Source organism: Pseudomonas sp. JR33AA (genome assembly GCF_021378985.1).
Lineage (GTDB): Bacteria > Pseudomonadota > Gammaproteobacteria > Pseudomonadales > Pseudomonadaceae > Aquipseudomonas > Aquipseudomonas alloputida.
This window is the reverse complement of record NZ_JAJSAW010000001.1, coordinates 294,392-317,331: the sequence shown is the minus strand read 5'-3', so window position 1 is coordinate 317,331 and position 22,940 is coordinate 294,392. Positions and strand designations below refer to the sequence as shown.

Here is a 22,940-nt window from a genome sequence, read left to right as displayed (position 1 = left end):
ATTTTGGCCAACAAAGTCCCCCCGCGGCTCTAGGTCCACGGGCCGCCATGCGTTAGCATCCCTCTCCGATACGACGCTTCGGCCAGTACGGCCGTGCCAACACAATAAGATTCGCTACTTTTCTTGCTAGGGGACTTGGTGATGATCAAGAAATACCTTTCGCGACTGCTGGTCGGCGTGACCGCCCTGGTCGCCGTGACCGCGGCCCAGGCGGGCGCCATCGATGACGCGGTCAAGCGCGGCACCCTGCGGGTGGGCATGGACCCCACCTACATGCCCTTCCAGATGACCAACAAACGTGGCGAGATCATCGGCTTCGAAGTCGATATCCTCAAAGCCATGGCCAAGTCCATGGGCGTCAAGTTCGAGGCAGTGTCCACCGCCTATGACGGCATCATCCCGGCCCTGCTGACCGACAAGTTCGACATGATCGGCAGCGGCATGACCCTGACCCAGGAGCGCAATCTGCGCCTGAACTTCAGCGAACCCTTCATCGTGGTGGGCCAGACCCTGCTGATCCGCAAGGAACTGGCTGGTGAGATCAAGTCGTACAAAGACCTGAACAACGAGAAATACCGCTTGACCTCCAAGCTGGGCACCACCGGCGAAATGGTCTCCAAGAAGCTGATCAGCAAAGCCAAGTACCACGGTTACGACAACGAGCAGGAAGCAGTAATGGACGTGGTCAATGGCAAGGCCGACGCCTTTGTCTATGACGCGCCGTACAACGTGGTGGCGGTAGATAAAGCCGGTGCCGGCAAGCTGCTGTTCCTCGAAGAACCCTTCACCTACGAGCCGCTGGCCTTCGGCCTGAAGAAAGGCGACTACGACAGCATCAACTTCATCAACAACTTCCTGCACCAGATCAAGCATGACGGGACCTACGATCGTATTCACGACAAGTGGTTCAAGAACAAGGACTGGCTGAAGGAAATGGAATAAGGCTCAGGCCACAAGCCCAGCTTTATGATCCCGACGCGCAGGCAAACCCTGCGCGTTCGCATTTACGGAAGTACCTCACGTGATCAAACACAAGAAAGCCCAGTGGCCTTGGCATGGGTTGACCGCCCTGGTCCTGGTAGGCCTGGCGCTCAGCCTGTACATGGCCACCTCGATGATTTCCTACGAGTGGCGCTGGAACCGCGTACCGCAGTACTTCGCCTACAAGGCCGAGGAAACGCAACGCGCTGCCGGTTACGGCACTGTGCAGGAAATCGTCATCTCCGGTGACAACGCCCGCGTCACGCTGAAGGACGAAAGTGGTGCCGAGCAAGTGCTCGATGTGGCCAAGGACAGCCTGCAACTGAGCCGCGGCGACGATGTTGCCGAAGGCGACCAGATTGGGGTAACCCGCCATTGGGCCGCTGGCCCGCTGGCATGGGGCCTGTGGACCACCTTGTGGATCTCGGTGGTGTCTGGGGCGCTGGGCCTGGTGATCGGCCTGTTCGCCGGATTGTGCCGGTTGTCGAACAACCCGACCCTGCGCGACCTGTCGACCGTCTATGTCGAACTGGTGCGCGGCACGCCGCTGCTGGTGCAGATCTTCATCTTCTACTTCTTCATCGGCACCGTGCTCAACCTGTCCCGCGAGTTTGCCGGGGTGGCGGCGCTGGCGCTGTTCACCGGCGCCTACGTGGCCGAAATCGTTCGGGCTGGCGTGCAGTCGATTGCCAAGGGCCAGAACGAGGCTGCGCGGTCGCTGGGCCTTAACGCTGGCCAGTCGATGCGCCATGTGATCTTGCCGCAGGCCTTCAAGCGCGTGCTTCCGCCCCTGGCCGGCCAGTTCATCAGCCTGGTCAAGGACACCTCGCTGGTATCGGTGATCGCCATCACCGAGTTGACCAAGAGTGGCCGTGAGGCCATCACCACCTCGTTCTCTACCTTCGAGATCTGGTTCTGCGTGGCAGGCTTGTACCTGCTGATCAACCTGCCGCTGTCGCACATTGCCAGCCGGCTCGAGCGGAGGCTTGCGCAAAGTGATTGAAGTCCGTGATTTGCTAAAAGTCTTCGACACCCGTGGCCAGGTGGTAAGGGCTGTGGATAACGTCACCACGCAGGTCGCCAAGGGCGAAGTGGTGGTGGTGCTCGGCCCGTCGGGATCGGGCAAGTCGACATTCCTGCGCTGCCTTAACGGCCTGGAGCATTTCGACCAAGGCCATGTGGCCATCGATGGCCTGCAACTGGCCGACCCCAAGACCGACATCAATGCCTACCGCCGCGAAGTCGGCATGGTGTTCCAGCACTTCAACCTGTTCCCGCATATGACTGTGCTGGAAAACCTGTGCCTGGCGCAGAAGGTGGTGCGCAAGCGCAACAAGGCTGACCGCGAGGCCAAGGCCCGGGCGCTGCTGGAAAAGGTTGGTATCGCGCAGAAGGCCAACGAATTCCCGTCCCGGCTTTCTGGCGGCCAGCAGCAACGGGTAGCGATTGCCCGGGCCCTGGCAATGGACCCGAAAGTGATGCTGTTCGACGAGCCGACCTCGGCGCTCGACCCGGAAATGGTCGGTGAGGTGCTGGACGTGATGAAGACGCTGGCCCAGGAAGGCATGACCATGGTTTGCGTCACCCACGAAATGGGCTTTGCCCGCGAAGTGGCGGACCGCGTGCTGTTCTTCGACCACGGCAAACTGCTGGAAGATTCGGCCCCGGCCGCGTTCTTCGCTGCGCCGAAAGACCCGCGTGCACAGGCATTCCTGCGCCAGGTGCTGTAACCGCGCTGGCTTCTTCACGGGCAGCCCGCTCCTGCATGTCCACCACTGCCTTGAAGGGGGTGATGTACCTGTGTGAGCGGGCTTGCCCACGAAGAGGCCGGGGCGAAGTCAGATGCTGAACCGCCCCACCATCCCCCGCAATTGCTGCCCCAGATGCTCCAGCTCTCCACTTGAGGCTGCCGTCTGCTCACTGGCCGCACTGGTCTGATCCGAAACATCCCGCACATTGATCACACTTCGGTTGATCTGCTCGGCTACCACGCTCTGCTCCTCACTGGCGGTGGCGATCTGCTGGTTCATGCCCTGAATGCTCGACACCGTGTCGGTGATCTGGCTCAGTGCGTGCCCAGCCCTGCGGCTCAGCTCCACACTCTGTTCGGTCAGGTTCTTGCTGCTGTCCAGTAAGCGGGTCACTTCGTCGGTACCGTTGTGCAGGCTGTCTATCAGTTGGCCGATCTCTTCGGTCGCTGTCGAAGTGCGCTGGGCCAGGCCACGCACCTCATCGGCCACCACGGCAAAGCCGCGCCCGGCTTCACCGGCGCGTGCCGCTTCGATCGCTGCGTTCAGCGCCAGCAGGTTGGTCTGTTCGGACACCGACTTGATCACATCGAGGATGCTGCCAATCCGCTGGCTCTCGCCTGCCAGGTGCTGCATGGCCGCCAGGCAATGATCCATCTGCCCGGCCAGTTGTTCGATACGGCCGATGGCTTCGGCCACTACCTGGTCACCCACCTGTGCCTGCTGGTCCGCGTTGGTCGCGGCCAGCGAGGCTTGCTCGGCGTTCTGTGCCACTTCCTGAACGGTGGCGCTCATCTGGTTCATGGCAGTGGCCACCTGGTCGGTTTCCTCGCGCTGCTGATTGATGCGCAGCTTGGTGTCTTCGCTACTGGCCGCCAACTGCGTGGCGGCCTGTGACAGCTGGCCGACGCCCTGATCGATGCCACCGATCAGCTCGCGCAGGCTCAAGGTCATCTCGCGCATGCTGGTTTGCAGCTGGCCCATTTCGTCGCGACGTTGCACGGTTTCGACCTGGCTCAGGTCACCCTTCGCGATGCGGGTGGCCACGGCCAGCGTCTGGCGCAACGGCTGGGTGATCTGCAAGGTAATCAGCCAGGCGGCCAGCGCCCCTACCACCATTGCCAGCAGTGCCACACTGGTCAGCAGCGAGCGGGCGGCCAGGGCCTCTCTGTCGCGTTGTTCGACCTTGCGTTTGCCCAGTTCGAGGCTCACCGTTCGCAGCTCGTTGCCCATGTTTTCCATGTTGTTCTGCAACTGCTCGACACGTACGGCGGCGCGGCGGTACTGATCCAGGCTGGTGCGGTACTTGCTCAGCTCGATACCGGGTTGCTCGCTGATGGCGCGTGGCAAGCCCAGCGGCGCAAGGCCTTCAAGCAGTTGCGCAAGGCTACTGTCGGCGGCGTCCAGGGCGTTGTCACCGACTTTGGCAAAATCCTCGACCGGGACGAAGGTGTAGGCTGGAACCAGGCTTTGCTGGTTCGCACCTTCTACATGCCGGCTGAGGGTGTCCATTAGGCCCAGCACACCACTTTGCTGGCTGTCGTCAGGCATTTTCAGCAAGGCCTGGGTCTGCAGCTCGTCAATCGCCTCGCTGAGTTCATGCTCCTGCGACTGCAGGGCTTCGCGCAGGGCTACACGGCTGGCGACGCTGCGCTGCAGTTCGCTGAAGGTGTCGCGCAGGCTCTGCAACACTGCCATTTTTTCTGTCAGCAACTGCCGGGACTCATCGACGTTGCTGCGTTGCTGCAGGGTGGTCAGCATGCTGTTGAGCTGGTCGAGGATGTTGCTGATGCGCGCTTTGCTGGCATCGTCGTTTAGCACGCGGTAGGTGATGCGTTCCGCGCGCAGGTCTTTTGTCAGGTCGTTGATCAGGCCTATTTCGCTGAGTTGCTGTGAGCGCACGATGGCACCATCCAGGGCCCGCCAGCCGCTGATGGTGGTGGCCAGGGTGAGCAGCAGGACCACGGCGAAGCCGAGGGCCAGCTTGGCGGCGACACTGATGTTGCCGAGCTTGCGGTTGAGGGAGCCAAGCATGGGGAATCTCCGAGCGAGTGAGAGAAAGGATGCAGGCGCATGGCTGGCATCACATCTCTGCCCATCGGCAGCGGAGCTGTAGGACTTGACCTGATAATCAGGTAGGAAATTTCGCCGCGAAGAGTAGGAAATATTTCTTCCTGTGCCGGCCTCTTCGCGGGTAAACCCGCTCCTACGACGGCCTGTGTCTGTGTGGTAGGCGCAGGTTTACCCGCGAAGAGGCCCGGCCGGGCGACGGTTGGCTAGGGTCAGAGCCTGAATCGCCCAACCAACCCTTGCAAATGGGTACCCAACCGCGCCAGTTCCACGCTGGAGCTGGCCGTCTCCTCACTCGCCGCCGAGGTCTGGTCGGAAATATCACGCACATTCATCACGCTGCGGTTGATCTCTTCGGCCACCGCCGTCTGTTCCTCGGCCGCCGTGGCAATCTGCTGGTTCATTGCCTGGATCGACGACACCGTGCGGGTGATGGTTTCCAGCGAGCTGCCGGCGCGGCGGGTCAGCTCGACGCTGCTGTCGGTCAGTTGGCGGCTGTTGTCCATCACGCTGGCCACACGTTGGGTGCCGCTTTGCAGGCCGGCTATCAACTCTTCGATCTCTTCGGTCGACTGCTGTGTGCGTTGGGCCAAGCTACGTACTTCGTCGGCCACCACGGCAAAGCCACGCCCGGCCTCACCGGCGCGGGCGGCTTCGATTGCCGCGTTGAGGGCCAACAGGTTGGTTTGCTGGGCCACCGATTTGATTACGTCGAGTACGCTGCCGATCTTGTCGCTTTCGGTCTTGAGCAGGTTCATCGCTTCGCTGGAGTTGACCACTTCGCTTGCCAGGCGCTCGATCTGTGCCACCGCCTCACCCACCACGCGATCGCCCTCGCGGGCCTGCTGGTCGGCCATCAAGGCGGCCTCCGAAGCCTGTTCGGCATTCCGTGCCACGTCGTGCACGGTGGCAGTCATCTGGTTCATCGCAGTCGCCACCTGGTCGGTTTCGACTTTCTGGTTGTTGACCCCGGCGCTGGTCTGTTCAGTTACAGCCGACAGCTGCTCGGCAGCGCTGGCGATCTGCGTGACGCCGTCGCCAATGCCGCCGATCAGTTCACGCAAACCTTGGGTCATACGGTGCATGCTGGCCTGCAGTTGGCCCAGTTCGTCGCGGCGCTGCACCTGCAGGCTCTGGGTCAGGTCTCCGCTGGCCACACGCTCTGCGGCGCGCAGGGTTTGGCGCAGAGGGACGATGATCTGCCGGGTAATGGCCCAGGCGGCCAGCAGGCCAAGGACCAGTGCCAGCGCGGTGGCAACTGCGAGCAGTGTTTTGGCCTGCGCAGCAGCGGCATCGCGCACCTCGGTTTGCGAGGCGGTCATCATCTGGCTGGCCTGCAGCAGTACCGTGCCTTGTTCAGCCATGCGTTGCAACGCTTGCTCGCTGGCGAGCTGGGCATCGCCGAACTGGGTCACTGCATCGCGGTAGCCGGCCATGGCTGTGGCGGCATCATCCAGGCTGGCAGCGTGTTCGGCTGGCACTTTGGCCGGCAGTGCACGCAGCTCGGCCAAAGCCTGGTCAATGGCTTTCAGTGCCGTTTGCTGGTAATCGGCATTGCCGCTGTAGGTGTAGCCCCGCACCTGGAAGCGCGCTTGTTGCAGCAGGGCGCTGACGTTCACTGCGTGCTGGTACTGGTTGATGTCTGCGCCTTGCAGCAGGCTACGCTGTACGCGGCCTATCAACTCCACGGCTTTATCGGCACTGCCACCCAGTACATCACGGCTGGCTTCGCGGCGTTGGTCGGCTTGCTTGAGCTCATTGAACGCCTGCTGGTAGGTGCGCACTGCCTCGCGCTGCTGTTCGAGGCGCTGATGGTCGGCGGGTTGTTCGATCTGGCCAAGCATCAGTTGCACCTGGCGGTCGAGGTTGCCCAGGGCTTTTTCAAGTTCTGCCCGCGAAGCGTCGTCGCGGCGACGATCATAGTGCTGGCGGGCGATGCGCAATTCCTGGGTGTATTGCTGGATGACGGAGATGTTTCCCAGTTTGTCGCCACGGTCGATGATGCTGTCCATGCCGTGCCAGCCGGTCAGGGTAATCGCCACGGTCAACAGCAACACCAGGCCGAAACCCAGCCCCAGTTTGCGATTGACGCTTACATTGCCCAACGATTGGGCTAACCATTGATACATGTTCGACTCCCCGGCGGCTTGGCAGCACAAATAATTGTATTGTTGCCAAGGCCATCGGCCCGGGAGAGGGAAACTTGATGGGCGAAAAAGTGCTGATTGTGTCAGAAAATACGCGAAAGCAGCGCGGTGACAGCGGTCTCCACCCGCAAGATGCGATCACCCAGCTGTACCGGCGCCAGGCCTGCCTTACCCAGCAGGTCGATCTCGTAGGGGATCCAGCCACCCTCGGGGCCAATGGCCAGGGTAACGGCTTGATCTACGGCGCGCGGACAGGCGGGGTAGGGGCCGGGATGGCCGACCAGGCCCAGGGTGCCGGCCGCGATGCTGGGTAGGCGGTCTTCGACAAAAGGCTTGAAGCGCTTTTCGATGATGACCTCGGGCAGCACGGTGTCGCGCGCCTGTTCCAGGCCCAGGATCAGGTTCTCGCGAATGGTGTCGGGCTGCAGGAAGGGCGTTTGCCAGAAGCTCTTCTCGACCTTGTAGCTGTTCAGCAGGATCAGCCGCGGCACGCCCAGTGTGGCCACGGTCTGGAACAGCCGTCGCAGCATTTTGGGTCGAGGCACCGCCAGCACCAGGGTCAGCGGCAGCTTGGCCGGTGGCTGCTGGTCGAAGGCCACGGCCAACTCGGCTTCGTGTTTTTCCAGGCGCAGCACCGTGGCCTTGCCCATCAGGCCATTGATACGGCCCACGCGCAGGTTGTCGCCCACGGCCACGCGGTGAATTTCCTGCATATGGGTGAAGCGCCGATCAGCAAGAACGACACGGTCGGCCGAGACGAAGTCGGCCTCTTCAAGAAGCAACAGGTTCACGGTTGGGTCGCTGGTGGCTGGTCGTTAGGGTCGTCGGCGGTTTCGTCGTGGGCGCTGCGCTTGCGGATCAGGCTGCCGCACAGCACGCCGATCTCGAACAGCAACCACATGGGCACGGCCAGCAGGGTCTGGGAGAAGATGTCCGGTGGGGTGAGGACCATTCCGACCACGAAGCAGCCGATGATCACATACGGGCGGACTTTCTTCAGGTACTTCACGTCGACAACGCCGATCCACACCAGCAGCACCACCGCCACCGGGATTTCGAAGGCCACGCCAAAGGCGAAGAATAGCGTCATCACGAAGTCGAGATAGCTTGCGATGTCGGTCATCATCGAAACGCCTTCTGGCGTGGCGCTGGCGAAGAAACCGAAGATCAGCGGGAATACCAGGAAGTAGGCGAAGGCCATGCCGGCGTAGAACAGGAAGATGCTCGACACCAACAGTGGAATGGCGATGCGCTTTTCATGGCGGTACAACCCTGGCGCGATAAAGCCCCAGATCTGCTGAAGGATGAACGGGATCGCCAGGAACAGCGAGACGATCATGGTCAGCTTGAACGGCGTGAGGAACGGCGAGGCCACATCGGTGGCGATCATCGTTGCATTGGCCGGCAAGTGCTCGCGCAGTGGCGCGGAAACCAGTGTGTAGATCTGCTGGGCGAAGGAGAACAGCCCGGCAAAGATCAGGAAAATGACGGCAACGCAGCGCAGCAGGCGGGTGCGCAGTTCGGTCAGGTGTGAAACCAGCGGCATCGGCTGGTCGTGTTCCGGATTCTCGCTCATGGGGCTCGCGGCGGTTGAGGCGGTTGAGGCGGTTCAGACGGTGCGGCCGGTGCAGCAGCTGCTTCGACCGGCCTGGCTTCGAGCCCGGCAGGTGGCTGCACGCTGGCCGTGGTGACCGGCGGCTTTGCGGGTGGCGTCATTGGGTTGAGGATGCGCTTGGCTTCCTCTTCCATCTGCAGGATGTGCTCGTTATGCAGCTGGCGGCGGATGTCGTCGGCGCCAATTTCGCGCTCCACTTCCATCTTGATGCTGTTGAAGCTGCGCTTGAGCCGGCCGATCCACAGGCCTGCCGTGCGCGCGGCACCAGGCAGGCGCTCGGGGCCGAGCACCAGCAGGGCGACCAGGCCGACGAGCAGCAGCTCACTGAAACTGATGCCGAACATGGGTCAGTCTTTCCGCTGCGGCTCTTGGACCGGGTGGGCCTGGCCTTCGATGGTGTGGCCTTGCTGCGGCTGTGCGGTGTTTTGCACCGGTGGCACAGGTTGCGCAGGCGGCGGAGTCTGCTCGGCCGGCTTGGTCTCTTCCTCGTTCATGGCCTTGCGGAAGCCCTTGATCGACTCGCCCAGGTCGCTGCCGAAGTTCTTCAGCTTCTTGGTGCCGAACACCAGGACCACGACGACCAGCAGGACGATCCAGTGTTTCCAGTCAAAAATACCCATGGTGCTCTCCTAGAATCTGTTGTGCTCAAGCCGAAGGCTGGCGTGCGGCCTTTTCATCATGCCCGGAAAGCCCGAAGCGGCGTTCCAGTTCATCCAGCACGGCTTGCGGATGCTGGCCCAGCGCACTGAGCATCACCAGGCTATGAAACCACAGGTCGGCGGTTTCGTAGATGACATCGCTGTAATCCTTGCTGAGTTGGGCATCCTTGGCAGCAATGATCGTTTCGACCGACTCTTCGCCGAGCTTTTCAAGGATCTTGTTCAGGCCCTTGTGGTACAGGCTGGCCACGTAGGAGCTGTCAGGCGCCGCTTGCTTGCGTTCTTCAAGCACTTCGGCCAGGCGGTTGAGGGTGTCGCTCATGTCAATGTCCTGCGCTGTAGATGGCATCCGGGTCCTTCAGGACCGGGTCGACGATTTTCCACTGGCCGTCTTCATAGACGCGGTAGAAGCAGCTTTGACGGCCGGTATGGCAGGCGATATGGCCCAGTTGCTCGACCATCAGGATGATCACGTCGGCGTCACAGTCCAGGCGCATCTCATGCAGTTTTTGCACATGCCCGGACTCCTCGCCTTTACGCCACAGCTTGCCACGCGAACGCGACCAGTAGATGGCACGCTGCTCGGCGGCGGTCAGGGCCAGCGATTCACGGTTCATCCAGGCCATCATCAGCACGCGTCCGGTCTTGTGGTCCTGGGCGATCGCCGGTACCAGGCCATCGCTGTTCCACTTGATCTCGTCCAGCCAGTCTTTCATCGTCGACTCCAAAGCGGGCCCGCTCCTGTGCCGGGCCCTTTGCGCTAGTGTGCCAGCCACAGGCGCGGCTGGCTATTGGCGCACGATCAGGTAAAGGCCCGCAGCCAGCATCAGCCAGGCTGGCCAGGCGGCCGGGGCGGCCAGGCTTGCGGTTTCGGCAGCACCTGCGGCCAAAACTGCACCACCGCCGAGCAGGCCGGCGCCCAGCAGGCGCAGCGCCCAGCGGTCGCCCTGACGGCGGCGTTCCGGTAGTTGCGGATCGTGCAGGTGAGGCTGCGACAGGCGTTCGAGCAGGTCGCGGGTCATGCCGGCCAGGTGCGGCAGTTGCTCTACCTGGCTGTGCAGGTTGCCCAACACGGCCTTGGGGCTATAGCGGTCACGCATCCAGCGTTCGAGGTACGGCTTGGCAGTGCTCCACAGGTCCAGGTCGGGGTACAGCTGACGGCCCAGGCCTTCGATGTTGAGCAGGGTTTTCTGCAGCAACACCAGCTGTGGCTGCACTTCCATGTTGAAGCGCCGTGCGGTCTGGAACAGGCGCATCAGCACCTGGCCGAAGGAAATATCTTTTAACGGTTTTTCGAAGATCGGCTCGCACACGGTGCGAATCGCTGCTTCGAACTCGTTGACCTTGGTGTTTGCCGGCACCCAGCCCGAGTCGATGTGCAACTGGGCCACGCGCCGGTAGTCACGCTTGAAGAAGGCAAACAGGTTGCGCGCCAGGTAGTCCTGGTCCTCGGCGGTGAGGCTGCCGACAATGCCGCAGTCAATGGCAATGTACTGCGGGCTCCACGGTTTGACCGTGCTGACGAAAATGTTGCCGGGGTGCATGTCGGCATGGAAGAAGCTGTCGCGGAACACCTGGGTGAAGAACACTTCCACGCCGCGCTCGGCCAGCAGCTTCATGTCGGTGCGCTGGTCGGCCAAGGTGGCCATGTCGGTCACCGGTACGCCGTAGATGCGCTCCATCACCAGCACCTTGGGGCGGCACAGGTCCCAGTACACCTGAGGCACGTACATCAGCTCGGAGTCTTCGAAGTTGCGCCGCAGCTGGCTGGCGTTGGCCGCCTCGCGCAGCAGGTCGAGCTCGTCGTAGATGGTTTTTTCGTAGTCCCCGACGATTTCCACCGGGTGCAGGCGGCGGGCATCCGCCGAGGCGCGTTCGGCGGCCTTGGCGATCAGGAACAGCCAGGCCAGGTCCTGGGCGATGACCGGCTTCAGCCCCGGGCGCACCACCTTGACCACCACCTCTTCGCCGGTTTTCAGGCGTGCGGCGTGCACCTGGGCCACCGAAGCCGAGGCCAGTGGCTCGACGTCGAAGCGGCTGAATACCTCGCCGACCTTCGCACCGAGCTGTTCCTCGATCAAGGCCACGGCTTTTTTCGGGTCGAACGGTGGCACACGGTCCTGCAACAGCATCAGCTCGTCGGCGATGTCGGGGGGCAGCAGGTCGCGGCGGGTGGACAGCAGCTGGCCAAACTTGATGAAGATCGGCCCCAGGTCCTGCAGTGCCAAGCGCAGGCGCGCGCCACGGTTGAGTTCGGTGGGCTTGCGGGGCAGCCAGCGCCACGGCATCAACAGGCGCAGGCTGGCCAGCCACCAGGGCAGCAAGGGCTGGTCGAACAGCAGGTCATCGAGGCGGTAGCGGATCACCACACGCTGGATGCGAAAAAGACGTCGGACGGCGAGCAGCTTCATGCGTTATCGCTGGTATCAAGGGATCGGGAGAGGCGCTTGAGGCGCGCTTCAAGGCGTTCTGTATCAAGCTTCAAGGCATCGAGTTCGCTGAAGGCGGCTTCGGCTTCGCGCTTGCCGACCAGAGTACGGGATTCTTCGGCCAGGTATTCGGACAGGTTCTGGGTGAAGCGTGCCAGGCCTTGGCGCGTCCAGCGAGCGCGCAGGCGGATATGGCCAGCCAGCATTGCCGTGGCGACCGGGCCAAGCCAGCGTTGCAGCTCGTGCTCCCAGTCCAGTTCCAGGTCCTGCAGCACACCGAACAGGTCGAGCAATACCGCGCTGTCGCCGTGCAGCTCGACCTGCGGGCTGTGCAGCACGGCCGTCTTGTCCTTGACCAAGGCCAGTTGCGCCAGGCTACCGGCGGGGGCGCGCAGGCTGCAGTCGACCTCACCCTGCCAGTGGGCGGCGAGCATCAGGCCCTCTTCATCGGGCAGGATGAACAGCTGCAGGGCCGGTTGGCGGCAGTCGATCTCGATGACCTTGCCTTCCAGCGCGGCCAGCCGCGGCAGGGCCGTGCTGTCCAGGCGCAGGACGCGGTTCAGGCCATGTTCGACGCTGGCGAGCAGCCCGGCCAGCAACATCAGGGCTTGATCCCCCGGTGCACGGCAACGATGCCGCTGGTCATGTTGTGGTAGGTGACGCGGTCGAAACCGGCCTCGACCATCATGCTCTTCAGGGTTTCCTGGTCAGGGTGCATGCGGATCGACTCGGCCAGGTAACGGTAGCTCTCGGCGTCATTGGTGATCAGCTTGCCAGCCAGCGGCATGAAGGCGAACGAGTAGGCGTCGTAGGCCTTGGACATCAGCTTGTTGGTCGGCTTGGAGAACTCCAGGATCAACAGGCGGCCACCGGGCTTGAGCACGCGCAGCATCGAACGGATGGCGGCGTCCTTGTGGGTGACGTTGCGCAGGCCGAAAGCGATGGTCACGCAGTCGAAGTGGTTGTCCGGGAACGGCAGCTTTTCAGCGTCGGCCTGGACGAACTCGATGTTGCCGGCCACGCCTCGGTCAAGCAGGCGGTCACGGCCAACCTTGAGCATCGAGTCGTTGATGTCGGCCAGCACCACCTGCCCGGTCGGCCCGACAAGACGCGAGAACTTGGCCGCCAGATCACCGGTACCGCCGGCGATGTCCAGCACGCGGTTGCCGCTGCGCACGCCCGACAGCTCGATGGTAAAGCGCTTCCACAGGCGGTGCATGCCGCCGGAAAGCACGTCGTTCATCAGATCGTACTTGGCTGCCACCGAGTGGAACACTTCGGCGACTTTCTTCGCCTTCTGGCTTTCAGGCACGTCCTGGTAGCCGAAATGGGTGGTGGGTTCGGCGTGGTCGCCTTTGCGCTGGTCGTTCATATCGCTTCACCGGAAAAAATTACCGCCATTCTAGGGCGAACGGGCGGATTTGTCTTGGCGGGGTGTGCCAGTGGGCAGGGGCGGGCATAATGCTCATTATGTCTACATCCTCAGGAACGCCCGCATGACCCAGATCAGCGTCGAACGCAAACACTCTCTCGGCCGTGATGCCGCCCGCGCCAAGGCCGAAGCGCTGGTCGACAAGCTCAGCCGCGAGTACGACCTCAAGGCCACCTGGAACGGAGACCGCGTGGACGTTGCGCGCAGTGGCGCCAATGGCAGCGTGCATATTGGGGACGACAGCATCCGCGTCGAATTGAAGCTGGGCATGATGCTGTCGATGATGAGCGGTACCATCAAGGGTGAGATCGAGCGGGCGCTGGACAAGGCCCTGGCCTGACCTGGGGCGCCCAGCTGGCTATTGTGACGCGTTCTCCGGGAAGGGAATGATGCCAATCACCTGGTCAAGGCGCAGGTCGCCGCGGTAGATCGCGATGCGCTCGCGTGCGTCTGCGGCTTGCTCGAGCATGGCCTTGCGGCCTTTTACGCCTGCATCCCAGAACTTGAGGTGGCCCTTGACGAAGTCATGGGCGCTCGCATCCAGGCTGGAATAGTGAAAGTGCGCCTCCCACAGTACCCTGCGAGGCGCTTGCACATCGCGCACCTCGTAGACGTCGAGGTAATCATGGGCGTGACGAAGCTGGCGGCGCATCACGGTCTGCCTGATCCGTATCCGATCCTGCTCAGCCAGGAAGCGCAACGCCTTGCCGTCGGGATGGCGGGTGTTCAGATACGCGTTGGTGAGTAGCCGAAGCCTTTCGTGATGGACGCGGTCTACCGCTGCACGCAGGAGGTCGACCAGGCCGTTATCCAGCGGGTTGTTCAGCTCGCTCAGATGCTGTTGCACTTCGCGCATGTCACCTGCCGGCCATTCCAGAAAGTCGCTGAGGCTGTTGGGCTCATCGGCATAGTGAGCGGCAAACGCGATTTTCCCATCCACCTCTGCCAGCAGGCGGTTCGCTCGTTGGCGCAACTGTGCCCGGTCGCGCGGGGCCGGCCGCGCTTGCTCAGGCACGGCATGCCACACCCCGTCGCGTTGCGTGAAAGTGCCTGCCGGCTCATGGTTGAACGCATTACGCTGGATGGCACGGTTGCCCATTTGGTCGATCTCCACCAGCAGCGGTCGTCCTCGGTCAACACGGATGACCCGGCGTTTGATCGTTGTGGGGCGATGGTAGGACGTTGGCGAGGAGGGATTGATGCCGCTGTCGAGGTTGGTCAAGGTCGCGCTCAGTTGCTGTTCCGTGATCTGGGTAATCGTGGACAGTTCGCGTATGTATTCGTCCAGTACGTCAGCGACCAGCGCAGGCGAATCCAGTGTCCTCATGTATTGGGCGCGATCCAGCACGGAACGGTATTTCTGAAGGATATCCTCAAGCAGTTCGGCTTTGACCTGGGCCGTCTCTTCGGTGGCTGCCAGCCCGTCGTGGCTCCATACCGTGCGGCTGAACTCGATACCGCTGAGCGACGCGCGCATGGCAATCAAATGCTCGGCCGTGTCCGCAGTGAGCCGAGTCTTGTCCACGGTGAGGTAAGCCAGGTCGCTGAGCAACTGGGCCCGAATGACCAGTGTCGAATATGTCCTGCTTCGAATGGTCTGTGCGAGTTTCGTGGCTTTATTGGCAAAATCGATCTTGGGGTCCTGCAGTGTTTCCGCCAGGATCCGGTCCAGCCGCTGGCTGACGACAAGCAGGCGACGGCTGGCCTGGCTAGAATCGCGTATCCGTTCGCGATAATCGAGGTATTGCTGTATTTGCTCGGCAGTCTCTGGAACGCGGGGCAGCCCGATGGCCTGTGCGCTCAGTGCCTGGTGGTCGACCTGCTCCAGCAAGCGTCGGCACAGCAGCATGTCGTTTTCGATGGCTGCACCGTACCAATTGCCGTATCGGCGTCGGCTCGGGGCTCGGGTGTCGACTTTGCTGAACCGTGGTTCGGCCATCTCCTTGAATACTTCGATGTTCCCATGCAACAGCGTGCTCTGCCGTTCCAGGTAGAGCGCGGATGCCCTGATTTCCGGCAAGTGGCGCAGGCGCTGGGCTTTGAGTGCCTGTTTCTGAAGTTGCAATGCGGGTGGCGGTGAAGCGCGCTCCTGCGCAGGTAGTGCATCCACAGCCAGGCTGTACTCCAGAGCGAGCTCGTCATAAGCCTGCAGTTGCGCTCGGCTGCGTTCCATAAGTGGCACCATCTGATTCAGTGCTTGTTGGTTCGCCGTGGCGGTTGTGCTCAACGTGTCGAAGCGCTGGCGGTTTTCAGCGCTGATGGATTGCCTGTTCCTTGGCATGCCGCCAGAGAGGTTCAGGTTCACGGTCCATTGGCCATTCCAGCGTGTCAGCCAGGGGCCTTTCTGGCGCTCACGGCCAACGATATGGTAGCCGTCCGGGGTGCCATCCCATTGGGACACCCATTCGCTGTTGCTCGGCTCGGGGCCGATGACCTGCATGCCGTTCCAGGTCTCGATGACCTCATACACACCATCGCCCAGCTTGACGTAGTAACGGCCGGCGATCTTGAACAACCCACGCAAACGGCCACCTGTCAGGGGCGCGGGCGCTTCCAGTGGCTGCAAGGCTTGCAGTTGTGCCAGCGACTGGCGCTCCTGCACCGACAGGTTGCTCAGGCGCTGGCCGTCATGCCAGCCATCTACACGCACGAGCGTGGGCTGCGGCGCCTCGACGGGGGCCTGCCACGGTTTCTTCTGGGGCTGCTCGAGCGCTGTGGGCGGGGACTCTTCCTTCGGCGCAGGGCCTGAAAAACGTAGTGAAGTGGCCCCTTCGCTGCTGGCAGGTGGCGTTGCGGGGCGATGGGCAAGGAGCAAGGCCAGGTTGGTGAGCAGGTCGATGGCTGCGACGATCTTATCGTCACCGCTGCGCTTGATCAGCGCCTCCACATCGTCCTTGGCCGCCGACAGCGCCACGACCAGCCACACCAGAGTGGTCATCGGGCCGTGCCAAAGCTGGGTGACGGTATTGAAGATCGCCCAGGCAGCCTCTTTCACCAAAGCCCGCACTTCCTGCGCATTGGAGACGCTGTTGCTGGCTGAGGCGAATAACATGGTCTCGATGCGGGCGTTGAACAGATGGGTGTCCAGATCATCCGTCCAGGCCTGGAACGAGGCCTGGACCGGGCGGCTCAGGCGTTGCAAAAGCACATCCAGCAGCTGGACCTGTACGTTGAGCAGATGCGTCAGCTTGGAAATGTTCGGGTGCAGGTGCGGGTGCTTGAACCCGTCGTTCTGGTAAATCGGACGTGTGTCATCCTCGAGCCAGGCCAATACGCTCTCTTGCAGTTCGCCCCCGCTGCGGATTGCGTCCATCAGCAATTCGAGGGTCCCAAATTCCTGCAACGCCCGGTTGGCATAGAATGGGCGGTACAAGACCCAGCTGCCGCTTTCCGGTATTTCGATGATGAACATCCCGTGCGCCACATCGCTTGCCGAAGCGCCAGGCGCGCAAAGGAACGCCAGGGGGGCGATGCGCAGAAGGTCAGCGCCATTGTCCGTGCCCTGGCAGAACCTGAGCATTGCCTGGCTTGCCGTTTCGCCAAGCTGTCGTTCGATCTTGGCCTTCAGGGTGCTGAACCGAAGGGCGTAGCGCCATTCCCTGGCATGCTGTCGGATTCGCTCGGCCCTGCGCGGTTGGCTGTTGACTTGGTCCTTCAGGTAGGAGGGGTAGTGACCGCCGATGTCGACCTCATGAATCAGGCCCCTTATCTGGTCGATGCTCAGCCAGTCGGTCACAGGCGAGCCGTCCTCGAAACTCATCCCGCTCATCACCTCGCCAGCTTCCAGCCGCAGGCGTGAAATTGCCAGGTCGGTCAGGGGCACCGTGCGCAAGAACAGTGACTGCCCTTGTGTGCCGACGCCGATGATGGCCTGGGAAATGCGGATGTGCACCTTGTTCGGGTCGTGTACCGCCTTGTCGGGGTAGCTGGTTTGCAGGGTCTCACGCAAGCGGCGAGCGGCATAATCGCGGATATCTTCGACATCGCCCAGCGATGTGCAGCCCTTCGACCGACCTTGGTTCGCCGCCAGCTCAAGCAGTGCAGTGTGATAGGCGTAGCGGTCCTCAGCGTTGGCATTGACCAGCCATTGCGGAGGGCTGACGGCGGGTGCGGCTTGTTCCTGCGAAGGCAGGTCGAAGAAGTAAGCTGACGGGTCGCTCACCTGGCGCAGTTGTCGCTCCAGCTCGTCGACGGTTGCCAGGTCTCCAATACGCAGGCGTCCAATGTCGTCAAGGATATCGTTCAGCAGTTGCCTGGCCTGGAAGGCGAAAGGGCGTCCGATCACAGGTGTGTGCGCCCAGGACAACGCTTCGAAGCGATAGCGTTGCGCTAGCTGCCGTTGCAGCGCAGTGGCAAAGCTGGGCAGGTCGACATGGCGACGAACCGAACCGCAGGGCTTGCATTGCAGAACCAGGTTGCGGTTGCCACTTGTGATGATGAGCAACAGGTCCGGTAGGGTAACGGTGTGTGCCCCACCATCCGTTCCGAGCGTGACTTGTATCGCCTCGACAGCCAGGCTGTCGTGGACCCCGTCGAGCAGGGCGTACATAGCCGCCTTTTCATCATCCTCAAGGCCTTGGCGAGGGAGGTTCTCGAGCAGTGCAGCCTTGATGGTGTGTTCCAGCCAGAGCATGCGCGAGACTTGGCTGTCTTCGTCGAGCCCGTTCCAGAAGCCGATCTGGGCTTGCTGGAAGGCGGGTACCAACGCGCCAAGCACTGTGTCGAAGTCATCGTTGAGCTTCGTCAGGTCCGGCAGGATTTCGGGTTGGCGGATGTTGTCCTGGCCTTGCTCCTGAATTTTAAACACATGGGGCGGGCTGATGCTCAGCCTGTCTGCGGCGCCCAGTTGCACTCGTTCCTTGGCCAGAAAATGCCTGAGAAGCTCGTCCACCAGCCCGCTCTGACGTGAGCGATCATCGGTGCTGGCCGGTGCATGCAGGATGACGAAAGGATCGAGCGATGTGATGTGAGGGTGGTTGCGGTGCAACCATGGGTACCGGTCGCTGAAAATCTGGAATGCTTCTTTTGATAAAACGTCCCGCAGGCTGGGTCGTTTGGCGAAACAGGCTGCCACGCTTTGCTTGAACGTCAGCCTGGGTGGGTTTGCTACAGCGGTCATGGCGTCGATGTCCGTAAGGGGGAGCCTGCGACGCTAGCGTTATGGTCAAAGGGGCTTGCGGTATATAGATGTGGCGACGAAGACCTTAGGGTGAGGTTTCTAATTTTCTTCCCTACCTTATGCTCAAGCCCAGCCTCCATGGGCGGTTTTCCACCACTCATGAGCATGAGGTACACAGCATGGCCAAAGTGATTGTGAAGAAAAAAGACGAAGCCCTGGGCACGCTTGGCGAGGTGCGCGGCTATGCGCGCAAGATCTGGCTGGCCGGTATCGGCGCCTACGCCCGCGTTGGTCAGGAAGGCTCTGACTATTTCAAAGAGTTGGTCAGGGCGGGTGAAGGTGTTGAGACGCGCGGCAAGAAGCGCATCGACAAAGAGCTCGATGCCGCCAACCACCAGCTTGACGAAGTCGGTGAAGAAGTGAGCCGCGTACGTGGCAAGGTAGAAATTCAACTCGACAAGATCGAAAAAGCTTTCGACGCACGGGTCGGTCGCGCCTTGAATCGCCTGGGTATTCCGTCTAAACATGACGTTGAGGCGTTGTCGATCAAGCTTGAACAGTTGCATGAGCTGCTTGAGCGCGTCGCGCACAAACCATAAGGAGAGCAGGATGGCTGGCAAGAAGAACACCGAAAAAGAAGGCAGCTCCTGGGTCGGCGGGATCGAGAAATACTCCCGCAAGATCTGGCTGGCGGGGCTGGGTATCTATTCGAAGATCGACCAGGACGGCCCGAAGCTGTTCGACTCGCTGGTGAAGGATGGCGAGAAGGCCGAGAAGCAGGCGAAAAAGACGGCTGAAGAGGTTGCCGAGACGGCCAAGTCTTCGACCACTTCGCGGGTGTCGGGCGTGAAGGACCGTGCGCTGGGCAAGTGGAGCGAACTTGAAGAAGCCTTCGACAAGCGCCTTAACAGTGCCATCTCGCGCCTTGGCGTGCCGAGCCGCAACGAGATCAAGGCACTGCACCAGCAAGTGGACAGCCTGACCAAGCAGATCGAGAAGCTGACTGGTGCTTCGGTTACGCCGATTTCGTCGCGCGCTGCAGCAACCAAGCCGGCGGCGAGCAAGGCTGCGGCCAAGCCATTGGCCAAGGCAGCAGCCAAACCTGCGGCGAAAACGGCGGCGGCCAAACCTGCTGCTAAAACCGCAGCGGCAAAACCCGCAACCAAAACCGCAGCGGAAAAACCTGCAGCCAAGCCTGCAGCAAAACCGGCAGCGGCCAAACCTGCGGCAGCCAAGAAACCTGCGGTGAAGAAAGCTCCAGCCAAACCAGCAGCGGCCAAACCAGCAGCACCAGCTGCCAGCGCTGCGCCTGCTGCGACCACAGCACCGGCACCTGCCGCCACCCCGGCCAGCAGCGCGCCGTCGGCACCGACTGGCACCGGTACCCTGATCTGATACCGCGTCGCCTTTTTCGCGGGCTCGCCCGCTCCCACAGGGTGTGCCAAACCTTGTAGGAGCGGGTTTACCCGCGAATGCGTCGGCTGCAACACTCCATCTCCAGCAGGCCTAGCCCTCCAGGTACTTCACTGCCAGCTGCTCCGCCGCCGCCCGGGCCTGGGTCTGCAGGTGCGGGGCCACCAGCATCATCACCTGGTACACCACGATCCCCACATCCCCCTCGCGCCCCAGCACGCGCTGGTAATCCAGCGAGAACATCAGCGTCAGTGTGATCTGCTCAACCAGTTGCCCCAGCGCCTGGGTATCACTCTCCACCAGCCCTTGGCTCTTCAGGCTGGCCAACAGCGCCGCCAGCGTGCGTTTGATTGCATTGATCAGGCTGCGCATGCCCCGGGCGAGCTTGGGCAGGCGCCCGGTCAGGTTGGACAAGTCCTGGAACAGGAAGCGGTACTGAGCCATGCGCTCGACGATCAGGTGCAGAAACAGCCAGTAATCCTCTGCTTCCAGCCGCACCTCCAGCGGCGGGTCCAGCAACGGCATCAACGCTTCCTCAAAACGCTCGAACAAGCCCAGTACCAAGGGCTCCTTGCCATGGAAGTGGTAATACAGGTTGCCTGGGCTGATACCGAGTTCGTTGGCAATTTCCAGGGTGGACACGTTGGGTTCGCCCTGCTGGTTGAACAACTGCAGGGCGCATTCAAGGATACGGTCGCGGGTTTTCATCCAGTCAGCAGCTCATCGGGTCAGCACGTAGGTGCCTGGCGCGGGGCCTAGCGGTGGGTAAGTGGCGTTGCCCAGTTCAGTGCGCGGCGCCTTGAGCAGGCCCGAGCGTGCGGTGATCCACTCCAGCCACAACGGCCACCAGCTGCCTTCACTGCGCTTGGCGTCGTGGAACCAGGCGCGTGGGTCACTGCTCAGCTTGGGGTTGGCCAGGTAGTAGGCCTTGGGGTTGCCTGGCGGGTTGATGATGCTCTGGATATGCCCGCTGTTGGCCAGCACGAAACGCCGTTCGCCACCCAGCAGCAAGGCCGAGCGGTACACCGCGTCCCATGGCGTGATGTGGTCGTTGCTGCCGGCCACGGTAAAGCTGTCCAGGTTGACCTGCTGCAGGTCGATCGGCGTACCGCACACCTCCAGCCCGGCCGGGTAGGTCAAGGGGTTGAGCTTGAAAAATTCCAGCAGGTCGCCATGCAGCGCGGCGGGCAGGCGCGTGCTGTCGGCATTCCAGTACAGTATGTCGAACGCCGGCGGTGTCTTGCCGAGCAGGTAGTTGTTGACCCAGTAGTTCCAGATCAGGTCGTTGGGCCGCATCCAGGCGAAGATCCGCGCCACTTCACCACCGTCCAGCACGCCGCGCTGATAAGAGCGGCGCTTGGCCGCTTCGATGGTCTGCTCATCGGCGAACAGGCTGGCCGGGCTTTCGAACTTGCTGTCCAGCAAGCTGACCAGATAGGTGGCACTGCGTACCCGGCGCAATTGCTTCTTGGCTTGCAGGTGGCCTTGCAGTGCGGCCATGGTCAGGCCACCGGCGCAGGCGCCCATCAGGTTGGGGTCGCGGTTGCCGCTGATACTGCGGCAGGCATTGAGCGCTTCCTCCAGGGCTTGCACGTAGCTGGAAAGGCCCCATTCACGGTGGCGCGGGTCCGGGTTGCGCCAACTGACCATGAACACCTGCAAGCCGCTCTTGAGCATGTACTGGACAAAGCTGTTGGTGGCGCTGAGGTCGAAGATGTAGAACTTGTTGATTTGAGGCGGCACGACCAGCAGTGGGCGTGCGTGCTGCTTTTCGCTCATCGGCGAGTACTGGATCAGCTCCAGCAGCTCGTTGCGAAATACCACTGCGCCAGGGGTCGCAGCCAGGTTGGCGCCTACTTCGAAGGCGCGCTCGTCCACCTGACGCGGCAGCCCATCGTTGTGACGCAGGTCGTCGAGCAGGTGGGCCACGCCGCGCACCAGGCTCTGGCCGCCGGTGTTGAACAGCTCCTTGACCGCCAGCGGATTGAGCAGCGAGTTGCTGGGCGCCAGCGCATCATTGATCAGGTTGAACAGGAAGTGGGCGCGGGCTCGATCATCGTCGTTCAAGTGGCTTTCATCGATCCACTGCCGTGTCTGCTTCTGCCAGGCCAGATAGGCCTGCAGGCCGCGGCGATAGAACGGGTTCTGGCTCCAGGTCGGGTCGCTGAAGCGTGCGTCACGCGGGTTGGGCTGGTAGGGCGTGTCCCCCAGCATCACCCGCCCCAACTGCCCGCCAAGCGCCAGCAGATGATGCGCGGTATGCAGTGGGTGGCGCAGACCGTGGCGGCCAACGTTGCGCAACGTGGAAAGCAGGTCGCGGCCACGAAGGCCGAGGATGGCGTTTTGCACGTTCATGCGGGTGGCGGGGAGCGTTGTCGATCCTTTGGCCGTTTTGTCTTTCATGGCAACACTCCCTCGTCTAATCCAATTCCCCTGCCAGGCCGCAGCTATTTCACCCCCCCGAGGCCGGACGGGGATGCATGACCGCACGCTGACGTTCTTGCTGCAGGAACTTCATGATGATCGGGGCGACGGCTTCGGCACGGGTGATCAGGAACAGATGGCCGTCGTCGATAATGTGTAGCTGGGCATTGGGAATCCGCCAGGCCAGCAGGCGCATGTTGATCAGCGGGATCAGCGGGTCGTCGTCGCCGGCCAGTACCAGGGTGGGCTGCTGAATCTTGTGCAGCCAGTGGATGCTGGTCCAGCCGAGCCCGGCGAACAGCTGCCAGTAGTAGCCCAGCTTGCCGCCGGAGCGCACCTTGGCGGCATGGTGCATGGCCAGGTCGGGGTCACGCCGGAAGCCACCGCCATAGATCATCGGTGCAATGCGGATGACATGCGACGGCTGCACGTAACGCCGGGGGCTGGCCATCATCCACAGCACTTTGGGCTTGCCTGGTACCATGACCGCACCGGCAGCGGTGGCGGCCAGCACCAGCTTCTTGCAGCGCTCGGGGTAATCGTGAGCAAACTGCTGAGCCAGGGCGCCGCCCCAGGACACACCGATGACGTTGACCTGGCCGTAGTCGAGGTAGTCGAGCATCCGCGCGGTCAGCTTGGCCAGCCCAGGGAAGCGATACGGGTGACGTGGAGTGGACGAGCCGCCGACCCCGGGCACATCGAAGGCGATGACTTCCAGGTCCGGGTCTAGTGCGTCGATGAAGGGGAACACCAGCTCGAGGTTGGCGCCGATGCCGTTGAAGATCAGCAACGGCGTCAGGTGCGGCTTGCCGGGGCGCACAGCAGTGCGGATGGACTGGTTGTCCAGCTCGACGGTCCTGAAAATATAGGGTTGCGGCATGCACGTGACTCTTGGGTGAAGTA

General features: G+C 62.1%; 20 protein-coding genes and 4 pseudogenes. 7 read left to right on the top strand and 17 right to left on the bottom strand.

Annotation, left to right across the window (positions count from 1 at the left end; translation table 11 throughout):
• Positions 1 to 144: 144 nt before the first annotated feature.
• From LVS58_RS01425 to LVS58_RS01415, 3 genes are all read left to right on the top strand, one after another.
• Positions 145 to 942 carry a transporter substrate-binding domain-containing protein gene (locus LVS58_RS01425; protein ID WP_233689858.1) on the top strand — a complete coding sequence of 266 codons (798 nt, stop codon included), beginning with the start codon at positions 145 to 147 and terminating at the stop codon, positions 940 to 942.
• Between the two features lie 79 nt (positions 943 to 1,021).
• Positions 1,022 to 1,984: an amino acid ABC transporter permease gene (locus LVS58_RS01420; protein ID WP_003249268.1), complete on the top strand. Its 963-nt coding sequence runs from the start codon at positions 1,022 to 1,024 to the stop codon at positions 1,982 to 1,984.
• A complete protein-coding gene (locus LVS58_RS01415; RefSeq protein WP_003249271.1) occupies positions 1,977 to 2,711 on the top strand; it encodes an amino acid ABC transporter ATP-binding protein in 735 nt (244 codons plus the stop codon). The genes LVS58_RS01420 and LVS58_RS01415 overlap by 8 nt, the downstream gene beginning before the upstream one ends.
• A gap of 108 nt (positions 2,712 to 2,819) precedes the next feature.
• Here LVS58_RS01415 and LVS58_RS25195 read toward each other — a convergent pair whose 3' ends face one another.
• The 13 genes and pseudogenes from LVS58_RS25195 to ubiE all read right to left on the bottom strand — a co-directional run bounded on the left by LVS58_RS25195 (position 2,820) and on the right by ubiE (position 13,021).
• The gene (locus tag LVS58_RS25195) at positions 2,820 to 3,524 is read right to left on the bottom strand and encodes a methyl-accepting chemotaxis protein (RefSeq protein ID WP_442796427.1); all 705 of its coding nucleotides are present in this window, start codon (positions 3,522 to 3,524) and stop codon (positions 2,820 to 2,822) included.
• A 198-nt stretch (positions 3,525 to 3,722) separates the two neighbouring features.
• Positions 3,723 to 4,763, bottom strand: a pseudogene (locus LVS58_RS25190) (methyl-accepting chemotaxis protein); the annotation flags it as partial.
• 248 nt (positions 4,764 to 5,011) lie between these two features.
• On the bottom strand, positions 5,012 to 5,725 hold the full coding sequence (locus LVS58_RS25185) for a methyl-accepting chemotaxis protein (protein ID WP_373604727.1): 714 nt from the start codon (positions 5,723 to 5,725) through the stop codon (positions 5,012 to 5,014).
• A 141-nt stretch (positions 5,726 to 5,866) separates the two neighbouring features.
• Positions 5,867 to 6,811, bottom strand: a pseudogene (locus tag LVS58_RS25180) (methyl-accepting chemotaxis protein); the annotation flags it as partial.
• Between the two features lie 218 nt (positions 6,812 to 7,029).
• Positions 7,030 to 7,737: a 16S rRNA (uracil(1498)-N(3))-methyltransferase gene (locus LVS58_RS01400; RefSeq protein ID WP_233689592.1), complete on the bottom strand. Its 708-nt coding sequence runs from the start codon at positions 7,735 to 7,737 to the stop codon at positions 7,030 to 7,032.
• A complete protein-coding gene (gene tatC, locus LVS58_RS01395; protein ID WP_233689591.1) occupies positions 7,734 to 8,522 on the bottom strand; it encodes a twin-arginine translocase subunit TatC in 789 nt (262 codons plus the stop codon). Before tatC ends, LVS58_RS01400 begins: the two co-directional genes overlap by 4 nt.
• On the bottom strand, positions 8,519 to 8,905 hold the full coding sequence (gene tatB, locus LVS58_RS01390) for a Sec-independent protein translocase protein TatB (RefSeq protein ID WP_233689590.1): 387 nt from the start codon (positions 8,903 to 8,905) through the stop codon (positions 8,519 to 8,521). The genes tatC and tatB overlap by 4 nt, the downstream gene beginning before the upstream one ends.
• 3 nt (positions 8,906 to 8,908) lie before the next feature.
• Entirely contained in the window at positions 8,909 to 9,181 is a 273-nt protein-coding gene (locus LVS58_RS01385) for a twin-arginine translocase TatA/TatE family subunit (protein WP_010955575.1), read from the bottom strand.
• Positions 9,182 to 9,206: 25 nt separating this feature from the next.
• Positions 9,207 to 9,542 carry a phosphoribosyl-ATP diphosphatase gene (locus tag LVS58_RS01380; RefSeq protein WP_233689589.1) on the bottom strand — a complete coding sequence of 112 codons (336 nt, stop codon included), beginning with the start codon at positions 9,540 to 9,542 and terminating at the stop codon, positions 9,207 to 9,209.
• A 1-nt stretch (position 9,543) separates the two neighbouring features.
• The gene (gene hisI / locus LVS58_RS01375; RefSeq protein WP_233689588.1) at positions 9,544 to 9,936 is read right to left on the bottom strand and encodes a phosphoribosyl-AMP cyclohydrolase; all 393 of its coding nucleotides are present in this window, start codon (positions 9,934 to 9,936) and stop codon (positions 9,544 to 9,546) included.
• 72 nt (positions 9,937 to 10,008) lie between these two features.
• Positions 10,009 to 11,631 (bottom strand): ubiquinone biosynthesis regulatory protein kinase UbiB, encoded by a 1,623-nt coding sequence (gene ubiB, locus LVS58_RS01370; RefSeq protein ID WP_233689587.1) that lies wholly within the window; start codon positions 11,629 to 11,631, stop codon positions 10,009 to 10,011.
• On the bottom strand, positions 11,628 to 12,251 hold the full coding sequence (locus LVS58_RS01365; RefSeq protein ID WP_233689586.1) for a ubiquinone biosynthesis accessory factor UbiJ: 624 nt from the start codon (positions 12,249 to 12,251) through the stop codon (positions 11,628 to 11,630). Before LVS58_RS01365 ends, ubiB begins: the two co-directional genes overlap by 4 nt.
• Positions 12,251 to 13,021, bottom strand: a complete 771-nt coding sequence (gene ubiE / locus LVS58_RS01360) for a bifunctional demethylmenaquinone methyltransferase/2-methoxy-6-polyprenyl-1,4-benzoquinol methylase UbiE (RefSeq protein WP_004576729.1) — start codon at positions 13,019 to 13,021, stop codon at positions 12,251 to 12,253. The genes LVS58_RS01365 and ubiE overlap by 1 nt, the downstream gene beginning before the upstream one ends.
• A gap of 124 nt (positions 13,022 to 13,145) precedes the next feature.
• Between ubiE and LVS58_RS01355 the strand changes: the two genes are divergently transcribed.
• Positions 13,146 to 13,421, top strand: a complete 276-nt coding sequence (locus tag LVS58_RS01355; RefSeq protein WP_003249289.1) for a polyhydroxyalkanoic acid system family protein — start codon at positions 13,146 to 13,148, stop codon at positions 13,419 to 13,421.
• A gap of 18 nt (positions 13,422 to 13,439) precedes the next feature.
• Here LVS58_RS01355 and LVS58_RS01350 read toward each other — a convergent pair whose 3' ends face one another.
• Positions 13,440 to 18,200, bottom strand: coding sequence for a DUF6543 domain-containing protein (locus LVS58_RS01350; RefSeq protein WP_233689585.1), 4,761 nt, complete (start codon positions 18,198 to 18,200; stop codon positions 13,440 to 13,442).
• A gap of 179 nt (positions 18,201 to 18,379) precedes the next feature.
• Between LVS58_RS01350 and LVS58_RS01345 the strand changes: the two genes are divergently transcribed.
• The 3 genes and pseudogenes from LVS58_RS01345 to LVS58_RS25170 form a co-directional block, all read left to right on the top strand.
• On the top strand, positions 18,380 to 18,799 hold the full coding sequence (locus LVS58_RS01345) for a phasin family protein (protein WP_014592667.1): 420 nt from the start codon (positions 18,380 to 18,382) through the stop codon (positions 18,797 to 18,799).
• Positions 18,726 to 19,196, top strand: a pseudogene (locus tag LVS58_RS25175) (phasin family protein); the annotation flags it as partial. The gene LVS58_RS01345 and the pseudogene LVS58_RS25175, both read left to right, overlap by 74 nt.
• 33 nt (positions 19,197 to 19,229) lie before the next feature.
• Positions 19,230 to 19,490, top strand: a pseudogene (locus tag LVS58_RS25170) (hypothetical protein); the annotation flags it as partial.
• A 216-nt stretch (positions 19,491 to 19,706) separates the two neighbouring features.
• Here LVS58_RS25170 and LVS58_RS01335 read toward each other — a convergent pair.
• From LVS58_RS01335 to phaZ, 3 genes are read right to left on the bottom strand one after another with little or no spacing between them, the layout of a single operon-like run.
• Positions 19,707 to 20,321 (bottom strand): TetR/AcrR family transcriptional regulator, encoded by a 615-nt coding sequence (locus tag LVS58_RS01335; RefSeq protein WP_233689583.1) that lies wholly within the window; start codon positions 20,319 to 20,321, stop codon positions 19,707 to 19,709.
• A gap of 12 nt (positions 20,322 to 20,333) precedes the next feature.
• Positions 20,334 to 22,016, bottom strand: coding sequence for a class II poly(R)-hydroxyalkanoic acid synthase (gene phaC, locus LVS58_RS01330; protein WP_233689582.1), 1,683 nt, complete (start codon positions 22,014 to 22,016; stop codon positions 20,334 to 20,336).
• A 49-nt stretch (positions 22,017 to 22,065) separates the two neighbouring features.
• On the bottom strand, positions 22,066 to 22,917 hold the full coding sequence (gene phaZ / locus LVS58_RS01325; RefSeq protein ID WP_233689581.1) for a poly(3-hydroxyalkanoate) depolymerase: 852 nt from the start codon (positions 22,915 to 22,917) through the stop codon (positions 22,066 to 22,068).
• Positions 22,918 to 22,940: the final 23 nt, after the last annotated feature.